This is a genomic window from Sphingobacterium sp. BIGb0116 (assembly GCF_024808035.1).
Classification (GTDB): domain Bacteria; phylum Bacteroidota; class Bacteroidia; order Sphingobacteriales; family Sphingobacteriaceae; genus Sphingobacterium; species Sphingobacterium paramultivorum.
Window position 1 is genome coordinate 314,483 of sequence record NZ_JANUDT010000006.1, and the last position, 15,379, is coordinate 329,861.

General features: G+C 42.4%; 12 protein-coding genes. 11 read left to right on the forward strand and 1 reads right to left on the reverse strand.

The annotated features are described in order from the left end of the window. Window positions 1-274 precede the first annotated feature (274 nt). Window positions 275-721 (forward strand): response regulator, encoded by a 447-nt coding sequence (locus M2419_RS16275; protein ID WP_153845445.1) that lies wholly within the window; start codon window positions 275-277, stop codon window positions 719-721. Continuing rightward, entirely contained in the window at window positions 697-1,533 is an 837-nt protein-coding gene (locus M2419_RS16280; RefSeq protein WP_153845446.1) for an AraC family transcriptional regulator, read from the forward strand. Before M2419_RS16275 ends, M2419_RS16280 begins: the two co-directional genes overlap by 25 nt. A gap of 14 nt (window positions 1,534-1,547) precedes the next feature. Here M2419_RS16280 and M2419_RS16285 read toward each other — a convergent pair whose 3' ends face one another. Then, window positions 1,548-2,159, reverse strand: coding sequence for a helix-turn-helix domain-containing protein (locus M2419_RS16285; RefSeq protein ID WP_153845447.1), 612 nt, complete (start codon window positions 2,157-2,159; stop codon window positions 1,548-1,550). Between the two features lie 213 nt (window positions 2,160-2,372). Here M2419_RS16285 and M2419_RS16290 point away from each other — a divergent pair, with 213 nt between their 5' ends. The 9 genes from M2419_RS16290 to M2419_RS16330 all read left to right on the forward strand — a co-directional run bounded on the left by M2419_RS16290 (window position 2,373) and on the right by M2419_RS16330 (window position 15,362). Beyond that, window positions 2,373-3,161 carry an HAEPLYID family protein gene (locus M2419_RS16290; protein ID WP_153845448.1) on the forward strand — a complete coding sequence of 263 codons (789 nt, stop codon included), beginning with the start codon at window positions 2,373-2,375 and terminating at the stop codon, window positions 3,159-3,161. A gap of 176 nt (window positions 3,162-3,337) precedes the next feature. Continuing rightward, window positions 3,338-6,316, forward strand: a complete 2,979-nt coding sequence (locus M2419_RS16295; RefSeq protein WP_259255389.1) for a histidine kinase — start codon at window positions 3,338-3,340, stop codon at window positions 6,314-6,316. A 1-nt stretch (window position 6,317) separates the two neighbouring features. Next, entirely contained in the window at window positions 6,318-7,088 is a 771-nt protein-coding gene (locus M2419_RS16300) for a hypothetical protein (RefSeq protein WP_075990650.1), read from the forward strand. A 22-nt stretch (window positions 7,089-7,110) separates the two neighbouring features. After that, window positions 7,111-7,761, forward strand: a complete 651-nt coding sequence (locus M2419_RS16305) for a response regulator transcription factor (RefSeq protein ID WP_153848291.1) — start codon at window positions 7,111-7,113, stop codon at window positions 7,759-7,761. Between the two features lie 261 nt (window positions 7,762-8,022). Beyond that, window positions 8,023-8,841: a PleD family two-component system response regulator gene (locus M2419_RS16310; RefSeq protein ID WP_259255391.1), complete on the forward strand. Its 819-nt coding sequence runs from the start codon at window positions 8,023-8,025 to the stop codon at window positions 8,839-8,841. 25 nt (window positions 8,842-8,866) lie between these two features. Next, window positions 8,867-9,883: a ParM/StbA family protein gene (locus M2419_RS16315; protein WP_147420966.1), complete on the forward strand. Its 1,017-nt coding sequence runs from the start codon at window positions 8,867-8,869 to the stop codon at window positions 9,881-9,883. 3 nt (window positions 9,884-9,886) lie between these two features. Further along, window positions 9,887-10,966, forward strand: a complete 1,080-nt coding sequence (locus M2419_RS16320) for a HEAT repeat domain-containing protein (protein WP_153848293.1) — start codon at window positions 9,887-9,889, stop codon at window positions 10,964-10,966. A 10-nt stretch (window positions 10,967-10,976) separates the two neighbouring features. Continuing rightward, on the forward strand, window positions 10,977-12,485 hold the full coding sequence (locus tag M2419_RS16325) for a glycosyltransferase family 2 protein (protein ID WP_120335792.1): 1,509 nt from the start codon (window positions 10,977-10,979) through the stop codon (window positions 12,483-12,485). Between the two features lie 6 nt (window positions 12,486-12,491). Beyond that, window positions 12,492-15,362: a tetratricopeptide repeat protein gene (locus tag M2419_RS16330; protein WP_153848294.1), complete on the forward strand. Its 2,871-nt coding sequence runs from the start codon at window positions 12,492-12,494 to the stop codon at window positions 15,360-15,362. The last annotated feature ends 17 nt before the right edge of the window (window positions 15,363-15,379 follow it).

Consider the following 15,379-nt stretch of genomic DNA (forward strand, 5'->3'; position numbering starts at 1 on the left):
AACTTATTTGTAATCAGATTGTAATGTTTTTTTTCTAGTCTGAATTAGACTAATAATTTACAATTAAAATAGCTAGTACAAGCTTGTTGAAAAAATATAATAGACCGAAATATGAAGAGTAAACAGAGATATGTTGCGCCGAAAATTGAGATGCTTTTAATTGTACTGGAGAATTGCTTTGACAACTTCATCAACATGTACTCCTGCAATAAAGACAAATATAGCCAACCTGAAAAAAACAAGGTGTCACATTTATAATTTAACAGTTGCCTTAATGGACAAGAAATTAAAACTTGCATTTGCAGATGATAACGTATTGCACCTGAAAGTAATTGAGCATCTGGCTAGAGAAATGGGAAACTATGAGATGCTATATTCCTGCCACAACGGAAGGGAACTTGTGCATCTGCTTGAAACCAATATGGAACAGCCAGACGTGTGCATTCTGGATTTACATATGCCGGAGATGGACGGGATGGAGACTGCTCGCGTATTGAGAAGCCGCTACCCCTTGATTCTCTTATTTGGCTATTCGGCCAGTGAAAGTGCAGATGAAAAAAAAAGGTTTCTTGATAGTGGTGTGAAGATCGTTTTCTCAAAACAATCTCCCCGAAAGATGTTGAAATCGATTTATCATTATACGAGACTCTGTGAAAATCTGGACATTATTGATTTTGAAAAGAATTTATTAAGGAAATGGAATTTTGTAAACCAGCTGTAGCAAATGACTGGATCCAATTTGGGACATTAAAACTATCGGAGTACTGTAAGCGGTTAAGTAACAGGCTATATAGCAACTCGGTTTTTTCCATCATTCGAACCTGCTCTCCTGTCAGCATAAAAATTGGCCCGACTATTTATGATTTTCCGAATAGCGAACTCATCTTTATTGGGCCGCATGATGAAGTCGAGATTCCCCAAGCTATCACTGGCGAAGGATATTTACTTTGGTTTACTGCAGATTTTTATCAAAGATCTAAACTCGATACCGAAATACTCAATTCGGAATTGTTTTTTGGAAGTCATCCCTTTCTTGCTATGCGGGACTATAGAACAGAGCTGGTGTTCAAGAAGCTATTTGTAGAACGTTTGAAAGGCTGCGCTGAGTACCGTACTATTGATATGATGGTTGCCCATCACTGCTTTGAGTCCTTGTTGCTCGAAGGATATCAAACTATGTTATCGCTAGAAACAACGCGTGGATCTGCAGAGATCGCTTCCGTTCAGCTATTTAACAGATTTTCGGTCTTATTGCATAAGCACTACCGCGAACATACCAGTGTGCAGTATTATGCGGACCGTCTGCACCTCTCTCCACGGAAGTTGACCGAGCTGTGTTCTGCCGTTGCTGGTAAATCGGCTAAATGTGTGATATCCACTGTTGTGGCCCAGCAGGCTTTGCGCTATATAAAGCACACTGACCTTTCAATATCCCAGATTTCCTATGAGATGGGCTTCTCGGATGAATCTAATTTTCGCAATTTTTTTAAAAGGCAGACAGGTAACAATCCGCTTGCTTATCGTCAAATTTAACTTTGGGAACTCGTTTATGCTTTTTTAGATTCTTTTTTGAAGTATAAATATGGACGCTTATTGGCCGGCATCCGGCGGGCAGTTCTCGGCAAGGCTTTTTTGTCGAGGATTCCACTGCCTAAGTATTTTAACAGCAAGGCATATAATCTTTCCGAGGTGAATGCCGCCTGGTACTCTTTCCTAAAGTCGGCGACCATCGCTTCAAGTGTCTTTGGACTGTTGAAATAGTCAGATCGATAGATTATATAGGCGATGAGCTCGCGTTGTTGGCGATGGTGCTCGCTTTGGCTGTTGCTTTCATCAAATGAAGATACCGGACTCGTTAATTCTTGATCCGCAAAGTAGCTCTTCTTAAATTCCTTTAAATCTGTTAGGTGTTCTTCGTCGATCTTTAAAGCTAAGGCCGAATCAAAGAAATCTGCTAGTTGAATGGCAAATGGCCGACAGATTTTTGAAAGGCTATCCACAGATAATGAACCGGTTTTACGGTAAGCACTCCGAATAGTGGATGTGGATACCCCTACAAAACTGGCCAGGCTCTCTAAGGTTAATCCTGTTAAATCGATTATTTCCAGTATTCTTCTTGAAATTAATTCTGCTATTTGCTGATCTGATATTTTTCCCATAATTCATCTTTTCTTGTCTGCAACATCATGCGAAGGTATTGCAACACTGTTTTATCCATAAGTTCCACTAGGTACATGAGGGTCTACCGTTGCTTGTTTTAAGAAACTGTTCGTCAAAGCTAGGTTAATAAAGTGAAGAATAACGTGTAAGAAACAGGGATTATCATGTGCAAATTCCCATTTCTTTCCAAAGTTCAGCGAGAGGTTTGTGTTATGACAAGAAATTTTCAAAATACCAAGCTGTGGAAATCTATATTTTTGTCCTACAGTCTGTTCTTTTCCTGTGCTCTCCTTGCTCAGGAGAATAGAAATTTACCGGACAAGGTGCACCATGCTGAGCCCCTTTATAATGACCTTGTACGCGACCTTGGCGCAAGAAAAGGGGAAAAAGAATTTAATCTGGGAGCGGATATCAAACGAACAAGTCTAAAGGATGACTTTGGATATCTCATGGAGTATGAATTTGCACCAATTGATCGCTTAGGACTCGAGGTGGAAACGGATTTTACCTATGCTAAAAGCCGTATTGCCAATGTACCTTCAACAAATCAATTGGAAAGATTGCGATTGTCGTCGCAATATTCATTCTATGTATCAAAAAAGAATGCGACAACCTTGGCTGTCGGATATACACAGATCTTTAACTTTGTCAACGGTGGTACCGCCTTTAATCCTTTTTTTATAGCCGCCAAAAACTGGCAGCGTCATTGGCATACGTTAATTTACACCGGACCGGAGATTGCTTATCAATACGCCACATCCAAAACGGCTTTGAATTGGCAGGTCAATACGTCGTTTCATTATACTGTGCCGAATACCGATCATTTTGTCGGTGTTGAGATCAACCAGGAAATTTCGTCCGAAGGCATACATACTGTTTTGCATCCCCAGATCAAACTCGGCCTCAGCAAAAAATTGGCCGCTGGTGTGGCAATTGGCCTACCGATAGGCGGGGCGGAAAATAGGCTAAGTTCCTTTTTGCGCATTATTTATCAGCTTTAGCGGAACTGGTTTTCTGATCGCAAAATGTCGCCTGCTGCGACCGGTATTTAACTTAAAGCAGTTATTTCTCCAGGTTTTAAAATCTCGTTGGAGGAAAATTTTATATCGATTATTAATATATAATTATTTTCAAATAGCTATATTTGATCTGTCCATATTATTGAACTTAGTCGATTGTGTTTGAAAAAGCGCTAAAATTTCTATTGCTATTGAGCACTTGTTTTGCTATGCCTGTTTTTAACAGGGTAGTGGCTTCAGGCTATTATGAAATTGAAATTCTCTCGGGAATAGATCCCTTTCACCGTAATATAGAATCTGCGGCCCGCGATAAACAAGGGTTTATCTGGTTTGTTGCTGGAAGCCTTCTTTACCGGTATGATGGCGTTGCAATAAAAGCATTTAATGAACTTTATACAGAACCCTTAGGTTTCACGGAAGTGAATAAACTGACCACCGATGATTTGGGACGGCTATGGTTGGAGACAAGAAATGGGCTGTTCATCTTTGATACACAGCTATGGCAATTTATTGAAAAAGATACGTTTTCTAAAGGGCTCGTGGGCGAGGACATCATTGCGCTATCTAATCAAGGGAAAAACCTTTTTGTGGCAACTCGATCGGGTATTCTCTGGCAGATCAGCGGTTTTCGGAAGAAAAAGCTGATGGAGTTTCAGCCCGCTTTATCGGAATTGCGACGGCCGATAGGTAAAAGTCTTATTGCGGATGAAAGCAGGCTTTGGTTTGCTTACAACAGCTTACTCTTTTTTGTAGATTTAAAATCGGGAAAAACGCAGCAGGTTCAGATGCCAAAAAGGGTTTATCGGGAGCTGGATGATCTATTTTTATTGGAAAATGGTCTGCTGCTGCGAAATTATGGTTTAGGCTATATGACCTTTGACGGAAGGGAATTTCACCAATTACATCTGAAGGGCCTCAATAGTGGTGATATGCGCGATTGGGCCCATTGGTCCTTTGCTGAAACGGAAAAGATCATTTTCCTTTTCGGTGATGGCCGCTATTTTGAATTTAGAAATAACCTCGAAATGACGCTCTTACGTCAGGATAAACACGATATCCGCAGCAGTCTGTTCAAATCAAGGCTCAACCAGCTTGATTTTAATGGGCACGAAGGTCTCTGTGCAACAGAGAATGGCTTGTATAGCCTTGTAAGAAGAACGTTTGAGCTGGATTATTGGAATACGGGTACGGCCAGGGCAATCGTAAAACAGCAGGATAAATACTACGTGGGCGGCTATGCCCCGTTAAAATATTTTATGTCAAATAACCTAGCCATAAAAGAATCGGCCCCGCTCAATAATTATTATGCTTTTCTGCCAATCGACAAAGATACTGCGCTTGTCGGGTTGGAGGGTAACTTTCTGGGGTTACTGGCCAATGGAAAATTTAGATCCTTATCTTATAAAAAGGCAAAGGGAACCCTAGAAGATTTGTCCACCATGGTGTACAGCCTCTGTCACTATCGGGAAAACAGCTATCTGTTAGGGACATCATGTGGGCTATGGATCTATAATCGCGATACGGGATCAGTAAGTCCATTAAGGGATAATATGGGAAAGCTTGTTGGGATGGGTGAACGAGTCAATTCCATTCAAGTGCGACAACAGGTCATCTCATTCACTACCGAAAATGGATATTTTGAATACTTGGCGGGCCAGCTGCGGAAAATTTATCCGCAAAAAAGTGAGAAACTCCAGGTGTACAGCCATTCATTTCGACATAATAAGGTTTTCCTGGCAACAAAAGGAAAGGGGCTGATAGCCATAGACGCCAGTACAGGACATGTTGACACCTATAACACGAATGGTGGGTTAGCACATAATGTGGTTTTTAATATGGCGTGGGTAGATGATCTGTTGTTTTTGGGGACATTCCGGGGCCTGTCGGTCTGGGACGGTAAAAATTTTTATAATGCTTATGCGATGCATGGGCTTCCATTTGAAGAATTTAATCAGGCTTCTATACTCGAAGATAAGCCTCAAGGGCAATTGTTTATTGGTGGTGTACTCGGCTGTATTGCCATCCAGCCGCAGCAGTTTTTGTATAATCTGAAGCAGGAAACAGTGCCGCCGCCGGTATTGTCAACAATTTCTATGGGTACCAGCTCCGGGAATATCGTAACTTCCTTTACACCAAAGGATGGTCAGGACACGCTAATTTTCGACAAAAAAATTGAATTTGCAAATCTTAGAATAGCAAAAATAGATGCTTATAAGCAAAATTACAAAATCTACTTTCGCCTCCGGCCCCTCATTAAATCTTTTCAGGAAGTGCCGGCATCGGGAGAAATTAACCTTTCCGATCTGAAAACAGGCGAGTACGAACTTGAATTGAAGACGATAAGCGACAATGGTCTAAGTGTGAAAACCAAGCGGTGGCTGTTTTATAAAAAGCCGAAATTTTATGAGACACAGCTTTTTTATGTGCTGGTTACCCTAGGGCTGGGCGTTGTTCTTTATGTCATTGCTATTCTGCGATCTTCGCAGCTCAAGCGGGATAAAAAGCTCCGGCTGGAACTCGCGCGCGATCTGCATGACGAGGTTGGCGGCCTGCTCACGGGAATTGCGATGCAGACTGATCTTATGGCTATAGGTCAGCAGTCCGCAGGGCGGCATCAGTCGCTGGAAAAAATTGCAGCCTATAGTCGGGAGGCGGTACAAACGATGGATGACGTCATCTGGGCAATAGACTCGCGCAATAATAGCCAGGGAAGCTTAGAAGACCGGATGAGGTTTTTGGTTTCGCAGATCCTGCCGATGCAGGATGTCGATGTCAAATTTGATATAAATCTGCAAAGTGCCGGCCAGCTGCCTCAATATGTACGTCAGAATGTATATCTCATCTTTAAAGAAGCATTGCATAATATCTGCAAGCACAGTCCCAATGCGAAAGTTGATATATTTTTAAAAATAGATCGTCATCAGCTGATTTTAAGGTTGTGTAATACCATACAATTGACGGAAGGAACGATCTCACATACGAAGTATCTGAGACATGGTCAGGGTACGGCCAACATGAAACGTCGGGCAGAGGCGATAGGGGCTAAATTCGAAGCCGAAAGGTCCGCAACACGTTATCGTATTCAATTAGCTGCGAAACTCAACGTGAATAAACTTTTTCTTGACTTTTTTAATTGATATGATGCAGCATAATCCCCAATTTTGGATAAGTTTAAGCTTCGCTATATTGGGGGGAGCTTTTTGCATATCAGGTCTTTTATTCCGCTTTTATCGTTTTTTTAAATACAAAGATATAGGACAGCTACTGATCAGTGTGGGGGTGATGGCCTTAATTTGGCATGTCATGATCTATTGCATGATCTATACGGGGGAAATTCAATATTATCCGCGTATTTATAACAAAGGAATTCCATTTTATTATCTGGTGGGCCCCTGCTTTTATTTTTATGTTTGGCTCAAATTTAATCCCAATTCGACACTGCCTAAATATTGGCTACTACATTTATTGCCCTTTTGTTTTGGATTGATTGATGTCATTCCGTATGCAATAGCCCCGCTAGAAGAACAAAAAAAACTGCTCAGGATGCTGGTGGAAGACATCCCCCTAGGATTTAAGCACCATTATGGTTTTGTGGATCAACAATTACATTATATGCTGCGATTTGGACTCGCTATTGCTTATATTATTGGACAATGGCGGTTATATTATAATGCAGATGTAGATGCGAAAGCCACAAAAAGAGAAGTGCTGATTTTTAACAGCGTTTACAGCATTTATCTTCTGCTGCAATGTAGTATAGTCTTAGCCATTATCCTTAACAGCAGTCAGGAGGCCTATATTCTTAAAAGTCTGGATAAGCTGGTCTGGGTAAGTTTTTGCTTTCTTTTGTTTAGCCTGTGGTTTATGCTGGATGGAAATAAAAAATCAACATTATACTACTTAAAATAAAACATACTTATCTTTATTTTTTATGCCAAACACAAAATTTAGACTTGCAATCATAGAAGACCGTATGCCTGTTCTCGAATCATTAAAATCTTACTTCGAGGATAACACTCAGTTTGATCTGGTGGTTGCTGCACGTGAACTTGATGAGCTGCTAGAAGCGAACTGGAGTCCTGAATGTTTAGATTTGCTGCTCTGCGATATTGGACTACCGAATAAAAATGGCATTGAAATAACTTGGTATATAAAGCGCAAATTTCCGCATATACAGGTCGTTATGTTTACGGTGTTTGATGATAAAGAACATATATTTCAGGCACTTTGCGCGGGTGCCGCCGGCTACCTGCTTAAAAGTACGCCGTTACCCGAGATGGAGCAGTTGCTCGTGGAAGTCATGAAGGGAGGTTCGGTGATGAGTCCGCAGGTGGCTCGTCTGGTCATATCTCACTTTAACCCAGCACTCGAGCATAAAGTCGATTACCGGCATCGCGAACAGCTTACCCCTCGCGAGATCGAAATTGTTTCCCTTTTGCAACAGGGGTATACCTATAAAAAGGTTGCTGAAACTGCATTTATTAGTGTAGATACCGTGAAATTCCATATTAGGAACATCTATGGGAAATTACAGGTTAACAGCCGTTCGGAGCTTATGCTGAAATATAATAAACCGATTTGACAGAACTTCTTTTCGCGAAAAACAATACCTAAAGAAAATGTGCTGCTCGTTTCAATCGATGGATTAACTGTGCGGTGCATACACTATCTGTTTTTGAGATCTTCTTAAGAACCTCTTAAGAAGATTCTATCTTACCGACAAATACCTATTTTAAGTTAATTTTTTTTGTAAAAACCACCCTTATGGGCGGGTAATCACTTTGCCTGTATTTTTAAATTTGTGATGCCATTTTAAAGCAACTTAATCTATTTAATTAAAAGTATGCAAATTCATGATCTCAAACCTAAGCAATCTAGGGTTTTTTCGGTATTGCATGCAGACAGCGATCTGCTCATGCGAAAAATAATTTCGAAAGTTTTCTCCAATGAAGCATTTCAGCTGGATTCCGCTGCCAATGGAAAAGAAGCCTTTGCCCTTTTAGAAGCGAGAGACTATCAGTATGATATCGTCATTACCGAAATGCATATGCAATATGCAAACGGGTATGAAATTATTAATAAGGTGCTGAAAGAATCGCCGCGTACCCGGACAATTATTACATCCAACATGAGTTACCTCCATATTCGTGAGGGACTGGAAATTGTCCGTGAAGACTGTTTTAAAAAGCCACTTGTCGTGGGAAAACTATTGGAAAGAGTGAAGCACATCATGGAAGGTGAGCTTGGGCCGAAGGTCATAAATATGCCTGAGATCCAGTGCGACGAAGCTTTGCCGCATCAGATGCAATTAGATTCTTTCCTGCAAAACTCAAAAATAGCACATTCCGAGCAACCTCAGGGAATAGCCCGTGTGCAAGATTTAGTAGCTGTGGAGGAACTAGTAGCTGTGCAAGATTTAGTAGTTGTGGAGGAACTAGTAGCTGTGAAGGAGCTAATAGCTGTGCGTGAGATAGAAGATGTACAGGAAAAGATGGCTATACAGACGGTAGTACAGGCACAAGAGGCTGTGATGAATGAGCTTTTTGTGGCTGAATTTGTCGCCAAGGAAGAAACTTTGGCGATAGATATACTACCTGAACAACCTGTTTTAGCAGCGGATACGCAGAAATCTCCGGTCATGTCAGGTAAACGATGGTGGTAAATAATTAGTACACACGAAAAATTTTATGTATACAATACAGTCATTCTCAAGCCTGATGCAGGCAACAAATTCACCCTTGGTAAACACCGCCAACTCACTATTGACCGGCTTGAAAATACAAATGGGGCAGCAGTGGTATATCTGTGGTAAATTGGCACTAAATGAAGGGAATAGCCCTAGAAGACCGCTGAATGCATCTCCGGAATCATTGGAATGCCAACTGTTGTTTAAGGCAGCAATTTTAAGCAGTGGTGTTAGCGCCGACACTCCGCTTATGGTAACCATCGGCTTGCCCAATAGTACCTATCGCTTGTATCGGGAAACTGCCGAACAAACGCTTCGTGGTAAACATATCATCCAGTCGGATCCCGCTGTTTATGGTGAGGACGGATCCGGTATATTACCAATTGAGGTCGCGCATATTGACGTTTTGCCGGAGGTGGTGAGTTGTATGGTGGCGTTGCGCAGGGGAGAAAGTTGCGAAAGGGGAGCTTTCTTCGTTTTTAGTTTTGGGTTTGGTACATTGGAAACTGGGCTAAGTACCGATGAAGGCGTAGTAGAAAATGCGATGGGGAGTGCTCCGGGTATGCATTATGCTGTCAATATCCTCCGCGAACAGCTGCAGCAGACGTATGACCTCTCTTTTCAGAGCATTCAGCAGCTCGATGAGGCTTTTCGAAACGGCTACCTCTATATCAACCGTAAAAAAATTGACCTTCAGGGACTGCGCAAAAAGGCGATACAGACTTATTATGCCGAAATTGTCTCGCCAGCTTTGGGTGATGTGGTCAATGATAGAAATCTGGCTAAATCAAATCGAATCTTTCTATGTGGTGGTGGTGCGCATTATGGCGATCTCATCGACTGTATTCTCGAAGAGTTTGGGGATATTGCAGGTGTTAAAATTGTCGACCAGCCTGAATCCCTCGCTGTAAAAGGGTATTTACTAAATTCCATGCGTTACATTCAGGATCAGTCCAAATTGCCGGTGGGGATAGATATTGGGAATATACAAACGCGTGTAGCCCTTGCTGAAAATTAAGGTATGACGGTAGATCAAACTTTTATTGCGGTGATTCAGGGGATTGTGGCAAGCTCCTTTATTGGAACATTTGTCGCTTATGCTGTGATCATCGTGCTCCGTTTCAGAACGGCAAAAGCACAGCGTCGGCAAAATAAGCTTGACCAACTGATCGAAGATCGTATACTGCCGCAGTTTATCCAGGAAATGGGTACAGAAAGTGCGCATGTGTCCATCGATCAGGCTGTGCTGGATGAGTTGGCCCTAATGGACAAAAGAAACCGCCAGACCCTAATTGATACTTTGATCCGACTCCGATGGCATGTGGCCGGAACAAACGCGCTGATTCTTCATCGTATCTATGTGCTTCTTGGGCTAAATCTGGATTCGTTGCAAAAGATGAAATCGCGCAAATGGTATCGCAATGTTCAGGGATTGCACGAGCTGACGCTAATGGACTACGCGATCTCCGATATTGATATTCTCCGATTCAACCTTAGCGAAGAGTCCGAATTGCGCTCTGCCGCCCGAAGCGCTTTCATGCGTTTCAGCAAGAATGAGCCTTTCCGCTTTTTTGATGAGGTGCGCGATCCCTTGAGTATTTGGGAATTGATTGGTTTTTTTCGGATTCTCGAACAATCCCGCGATACCGTAAAATCAAACTTTGCCAACTGGATCCGTTATTCGCGCAACAAAACAGTTGTTATTTGCTGCATGAAGCTTGCGGCACACGAGCAGAGCCTGGAGGCTATCGACAGTATTGAAGGATTGCTCAATGTGAACGACCATAGCCTGCGCTCGCATGCCATCAATGCGCTGGGGCATTTGAGGGCTGTACATACTCAGGAAACACTGATTAAAATGTATCCGAACCAGCCGGTAGATTGCCAGTGCGAAATCCTGTTTTCACTCGGCATGTTTCGGACGCCCAGAGCCATGGAATTTCTGACGGAACAATTTCAGTCGGCCTTTGATTTTGAAATCGAAAATCATGTTGCTGCAATACTCGCCCGCTTAGTACGCAACAAACAATTGGCGTGGAATCCTTTACATCTGCCTTCACGAAAACAACGCATTCTAAACTATTATCTGCACGAACAATAACGCATACAATATGATCCAAGATATAATTGACGTTTTCCAACTTTTTATATTTTCCTACAGTAGCCTGACCATGGTGATCTACGTCATCATGGCGGTGCTATCGTATAAGGGAATTATGTTATATAGACGGAAAAATAGAGAGCACTATACACAAAATGTAATTTCGAGCCCACTTTCACCGGGCATCTCGGTCATTGCTCCGGCTTACAACGAGGGCCTGACAATCATTGATAATGTATATGCATTAATGCATCTGAATTATCCATTGTATGAAGTTATTATTGTCAATGACGGTAGTACGGATGATACATTGGAAAAATTGGTGGAGCATTTCGAACTTAAGGAAGTAGATCTCCCCTACAATGAAAAGATCAAAACGAAGGCTGTAAAGCGTTTTTTTAGATCTACTAATCGCGCTTATGAAAAGCTGCTGGTCATCGATAAGGAGAACGGAAAAGGCAAAGCTGATGCTTCGAATGCCGGTATAAACGCTTCAAAATTTGATTACTTTCTCTGTACAGATGTCGATTGTATCCTGCACGAAGATACTCTTTCCAGGCTTATGAGACCTATTTTAGATGAAAAGAGCCAGAGCCGCCTAAAAGACATCCAAGTGATTCCCGATACTGGATATATCCACGTGGAGAACAACCAGCGTCGGGTCATTGCGGTAGGTGCACCCTTGCGGATGATCAATTCTTCTGAAGTGGATAATGGAGTAATAACACGCTTCAAACCGCCACATAAAGTACTCCCACGTTTTCAGGAACTGGAGTATATTCGGGCATACTTGCTTTCTAAAATGGCTTGGAGTTCAATTAATTGTGTTCCAAATGTATCTGGGGGGCTTGGCCTTTTTGATAAACATATTGCGGTGAAAGTAGGGGGCTATGATCCACGCTCATTTGCCGAAGATATTGATATGGTGACGCGCATGAGTGTTTACATGATCCAGAATAATCATAAATATGCGATTCGGTATATTCCTGTTTCTCTGTGCTGGACGGAAGGGCCACAAACCTTTCCGGTTTTCAGTAGACAGCGTGTACGCTGGGCTCGGGGATTGATCCAGATTATGCTGCTCCACCGTCATGTTTTATTTAATTTTAAGTTTAAAAGGCTCGGTCTTATTGTCTTTCCCTATAATTTCTTATTTGAGTTTTTGGCGCCTATTTTCGAGGTATTGGGGCTGTTGTTTTACATCTATCTTATTGTAATCGGTGCCATCAATTGGGAAAATACATTTACATTACTCGCTTTTCTTTATATGTTTTCCGTCCTGGTAAGCTCAATAGCTGTGCTGTGGGATCAATTGATTGAAAGACATTACCGCAAAACGAGCGAGGTGATAGGCCTTTGCCTCACGGCCTTTGCTGAACCGTTTATTTATCATCCGCTCATAGTTTTTTTTAGTATCAAAGGCTACATACAGTCCATGTTCAGGCAAAAGCTGGTATGGGGGAATATGCAGCGTAAAGGTTTTACAAGCCAGAAATCCACCGTCAAAAATCAAGCTTAAGCTATTATGAATTTCCGTTATATTATTTTTATTCTCTTCCTACTGTCTGCACCAGTGCTGCAAGCGCAGACCTGGAATTCCGTGCGTGCCGAAAAATTGTACCAGCAGGCTGTGGTAGAAATTAAATCTGCTCAACAGCAAAAGGCCTTGAAGTCATTGGAAGAGGCCATAAAGCTGAATCCAGCCCATATCGATGCACAGGTGCAACTTGCCCGAATCTATATGGCGCAGAAACACTATGATCAGTCGATCCGTACCGCACAAATAGTACTGCGTGCTTCGCCTGAATATGAGGATGTGTACTATTATATTATAGGTTCTTATTTATCAAAAAATCGGCCTGCTGAAGCCTTGCGTTACGTCGAAATGGGATTGGCGCGTTTTCCTGCTAATAAAGATTTCGGAATCAAAAAGCTTAATATACTGGATATGCTCAAACGCTATCAGGATGGAGATTCCTGGGCGCAGGTTCTGATCCGGCGCTTTCCGACCGATGGGAGCGTAAGATTCGCTATGGCCGGTCATTATGAAGCAAAAGCCGATTGGTATAAAGGAAATAAAATGGATAATCTCGCCAATTCATATTATGAAAAGGCGCTCGAACTCGCGCCAAAAAATAAAGATCTCATCGAAAAAATGAACAATCTCGTGTCTCAGGGCGGTGATTATGATGCACGAATTGCCAAGGCAAATGCGATATTGAACAGCGATAGTAAATCTTACAAAGCGTTATTCCAAAAGCTCAGTCTGCTACAGGAATCACATCGTTATGCAGAGGCACTAGAAGTGTTACGCCTGATTTTACGCTATTATCCGAAAGATAAAAAAGCCCTTGACCTAAACAATAGTTTAAGGAAAGAAGCCGCCGGATATTATCAGAACACAGATACTTATGCTCTTTATCAGTCGATTTTGGATCAGAATCCAGGCGACCGGGAAGCCTTGGAAAAGGTGGTGGGCATAGCCGCTTCTCGGGGGGAGACGACACAGGCACTGTATTGGGTAGACCGTGCTTTACAGCGAAATGCTGGAGACCGTATACTGCTGCGTCGAAAAATGGATTTTGAATATCAACTGCAACGTTACCAGACAGCGGCAGATATTGCTGCTAAGCTCTATGGGAGCAATAGTGACAAAGCTTTCCGATCAGAAGCATTGCAAATGATCAATGCCTGTGGCAGTTATTATTTGCAACAGCAACAAGCCGATAGCGCCATCGTTTACTATGATCGTACTCTTTATTTAGATCACAGCAATATGCCAGCTCTGCAAGGGCGTATTTCCGCTCTTGTCCTGCAAAATAATTTATCCTCGGCCCTTCGAGAATTGGAGCAGGCGATCAGTTATTATCCAAATGATATCGATTTACAGTTAAAAAAGGCGGGTTTCCTGGCACAATCGGGCAAAATACAACAAGCTGTAGCTTTAAGCGAAAAACTTTACGCCAGTTATCCGGGAAATCCGAAAATTAAATCGCTTTATTTGGAGCAAAAGCTGGCCGCAGCCAATGCCTGCATGCTGGTGGAAGAGTACGGAGAAGCGGAAACGCATCTTCGTCAATTACTCATTGAAGACAACGATAATAAAGAAGCCCTACACTACCTTTCTAATATTCTTGACCTCAGAAGACGCTATCCGGAAGCTTTGCTCATTGTTAAGCAGGCCCTGCAAAGTTATCCGGGTGACCGCGAATTTCTTCAGAAGAAAGCTTCAATCCTTCATAATAGTGCGCAGTATATGGCAGCTGCTCAGGTTGCCACTATGCTGCGGACAGAATATCCGTACAATCAAAAGTACCGTACAATGGTACAGGATGCCTGGATGTCGGCGGGATTGGCTTTTCAAAAAAAGGGGTTAGCCGATAGCGCAATCTTTTGTTTTGATCGCGTCCTTGAGGGCAATCGGACAGATTCGCTCGCCTATGGGAATAAAATAAACCTTCTGATGGCAAAAGGAGACTTTGCGTATGCCTTGGAGAGTGTGGATACGGCATTACAGCATTTTGAGTATGCCGAACCCTTTCTCCTAAAAAAAGTAATCGTACTCGACAGTTTGGGGCGGTTTGTTGAAGCTGCGCATTATGCCGATACGCTATCTAAGCGCTTCGATCTGCGGAAGCACAGGGAATATGCAGCTCTTTTGCGAAGTAAAACCATGCAGAACGCTTTTGGACTTTCTTTGCTGAATAGCTCCTTTTCAGGTGTTGATGATAATCCGGCGCCACCTGCATACCGTATTGCAACACTGTATTATAACCGTCGTTTGTCGCCAAAAATAAGCTATGGTGCACAGCTGTTATTCACGGGAAGGCAATCAGGTACGGGCATTATGGGAGAAGGCGACCTGACGTATACGACGAATAAATTGCTTTACTGGAATGCTTCGATAGGTATATCCAATAATGTGTTGCTTCCCAAATATAGGTTGGCCTATTCGCTCTATCGGCAGCTCGGAAAAGGTTTCGAAGGGGAGATTGGTGCGCGTTTTCTGGAAGTTGTCGCGATCAAAGCAGCATCACTGGTTGTTGGTGCGAGCAAAAGTTTTGACCCTTTTCTGCTGAATGCACGAATCTTTGCCATCAAGGAGGAAAAGGATTTTTATTTCGCTTTTCAGGCAGGCGCAAAATATGAGCTTACTGAAGCTGATTTATTGCAGGCAAATTTTGGACTTGGAACTTCACCAGACGACAGAAGCAGGCTTATTCTATTGCCTGAATTGGGTGGTGTTATGAGTCGAAGTGTGGGCGCGGGATATAGACGTACAATAAATTATCGTACATCGTTAGGTCTAAATGGTACCTACACGAGTCAAAAAATTGGTACGGCAACATTTCGTAATCAATATGATCTACTGCTCGCCTTACAGGTGAAATTTTAACTCTAGCCAATATTTGA

Bases quoted from the DNA above. Each gene is read 5' to 3' on its own strand.
- M2419_RS16330 (WP_153848294.1), top strand. From the start codon at position 12,492: ATGAATTTCCGTTATATTATTTTTATTCTCTTCCTACTGTCTGCACCA.
- M2419_RS16320 (WP_153848293.1), top strand. From the start codon at position 9,887: ATGACGGTAGATCAAACTTTTATTGCGGTGATTCAGGGGATTGTGGCA.
- M2419_RS16305 (WP_153848291.1), top strand. From the start codon at position 7,111: ATGCCAAACACAAAATTTAGACTTGCAATCATAGAAGACCGTATGCCT.
- M2419_RS16275 (WP_153845445.1), top strand. From the start codon at position 275: ATGGACAAGAAATTAAAACTTGCATTTGCAGATGATAACGTATTGCAC.
- M2419_RS16315 (WP_147420966.1), top strand. From the start codon at position 8,867: ATGTATACAATACAGTCATTCTCAAGCCTGATGCAGGCAACAAATTCA.
- M2419_RS16325 (WP_120335792.1), top strand. From the start codon at position 10,977: ATGATCCAAGATATAATTGACGTTTTCCAACTTTTTATATTTTCCTAC.
- M2419_RS16290 (WP_153845448.1), top strand. From the start codon at position 2,373: ATGACAAGAAATTTTCAAAATACCAAGCTGTGGAAATCTATATTTTTG.
- M2419_RS16300 (WP_075990650.1), top strand. From the start codon at position 6,318: ATGATGCAGCATAATCCCCAATTTTGGATAAGTTTAAGCTTCGCTATA.
- M2419_RS16310 (WP_259255391.1), top strand. From the start codon at position 8,023: ATGCAAATTCATGATCTCAAACCTAAGCAATCTAGGGTTTTTTCGGTA.
- M2419_RS16280 (WP_153845446.1), top strand. From the start codon at position 697: ATGGAATTTTGTAAACCAGCTGTAGCAAATGACTGGATCCAATTTGGG.
- M2419_RS16285 (WP_153845447.1), bottom strand. From the start codon at position 2,159: ATGGGAAAAATATCAGATCAGCAAATAGCAGAATTAATTTCAAGAAGA.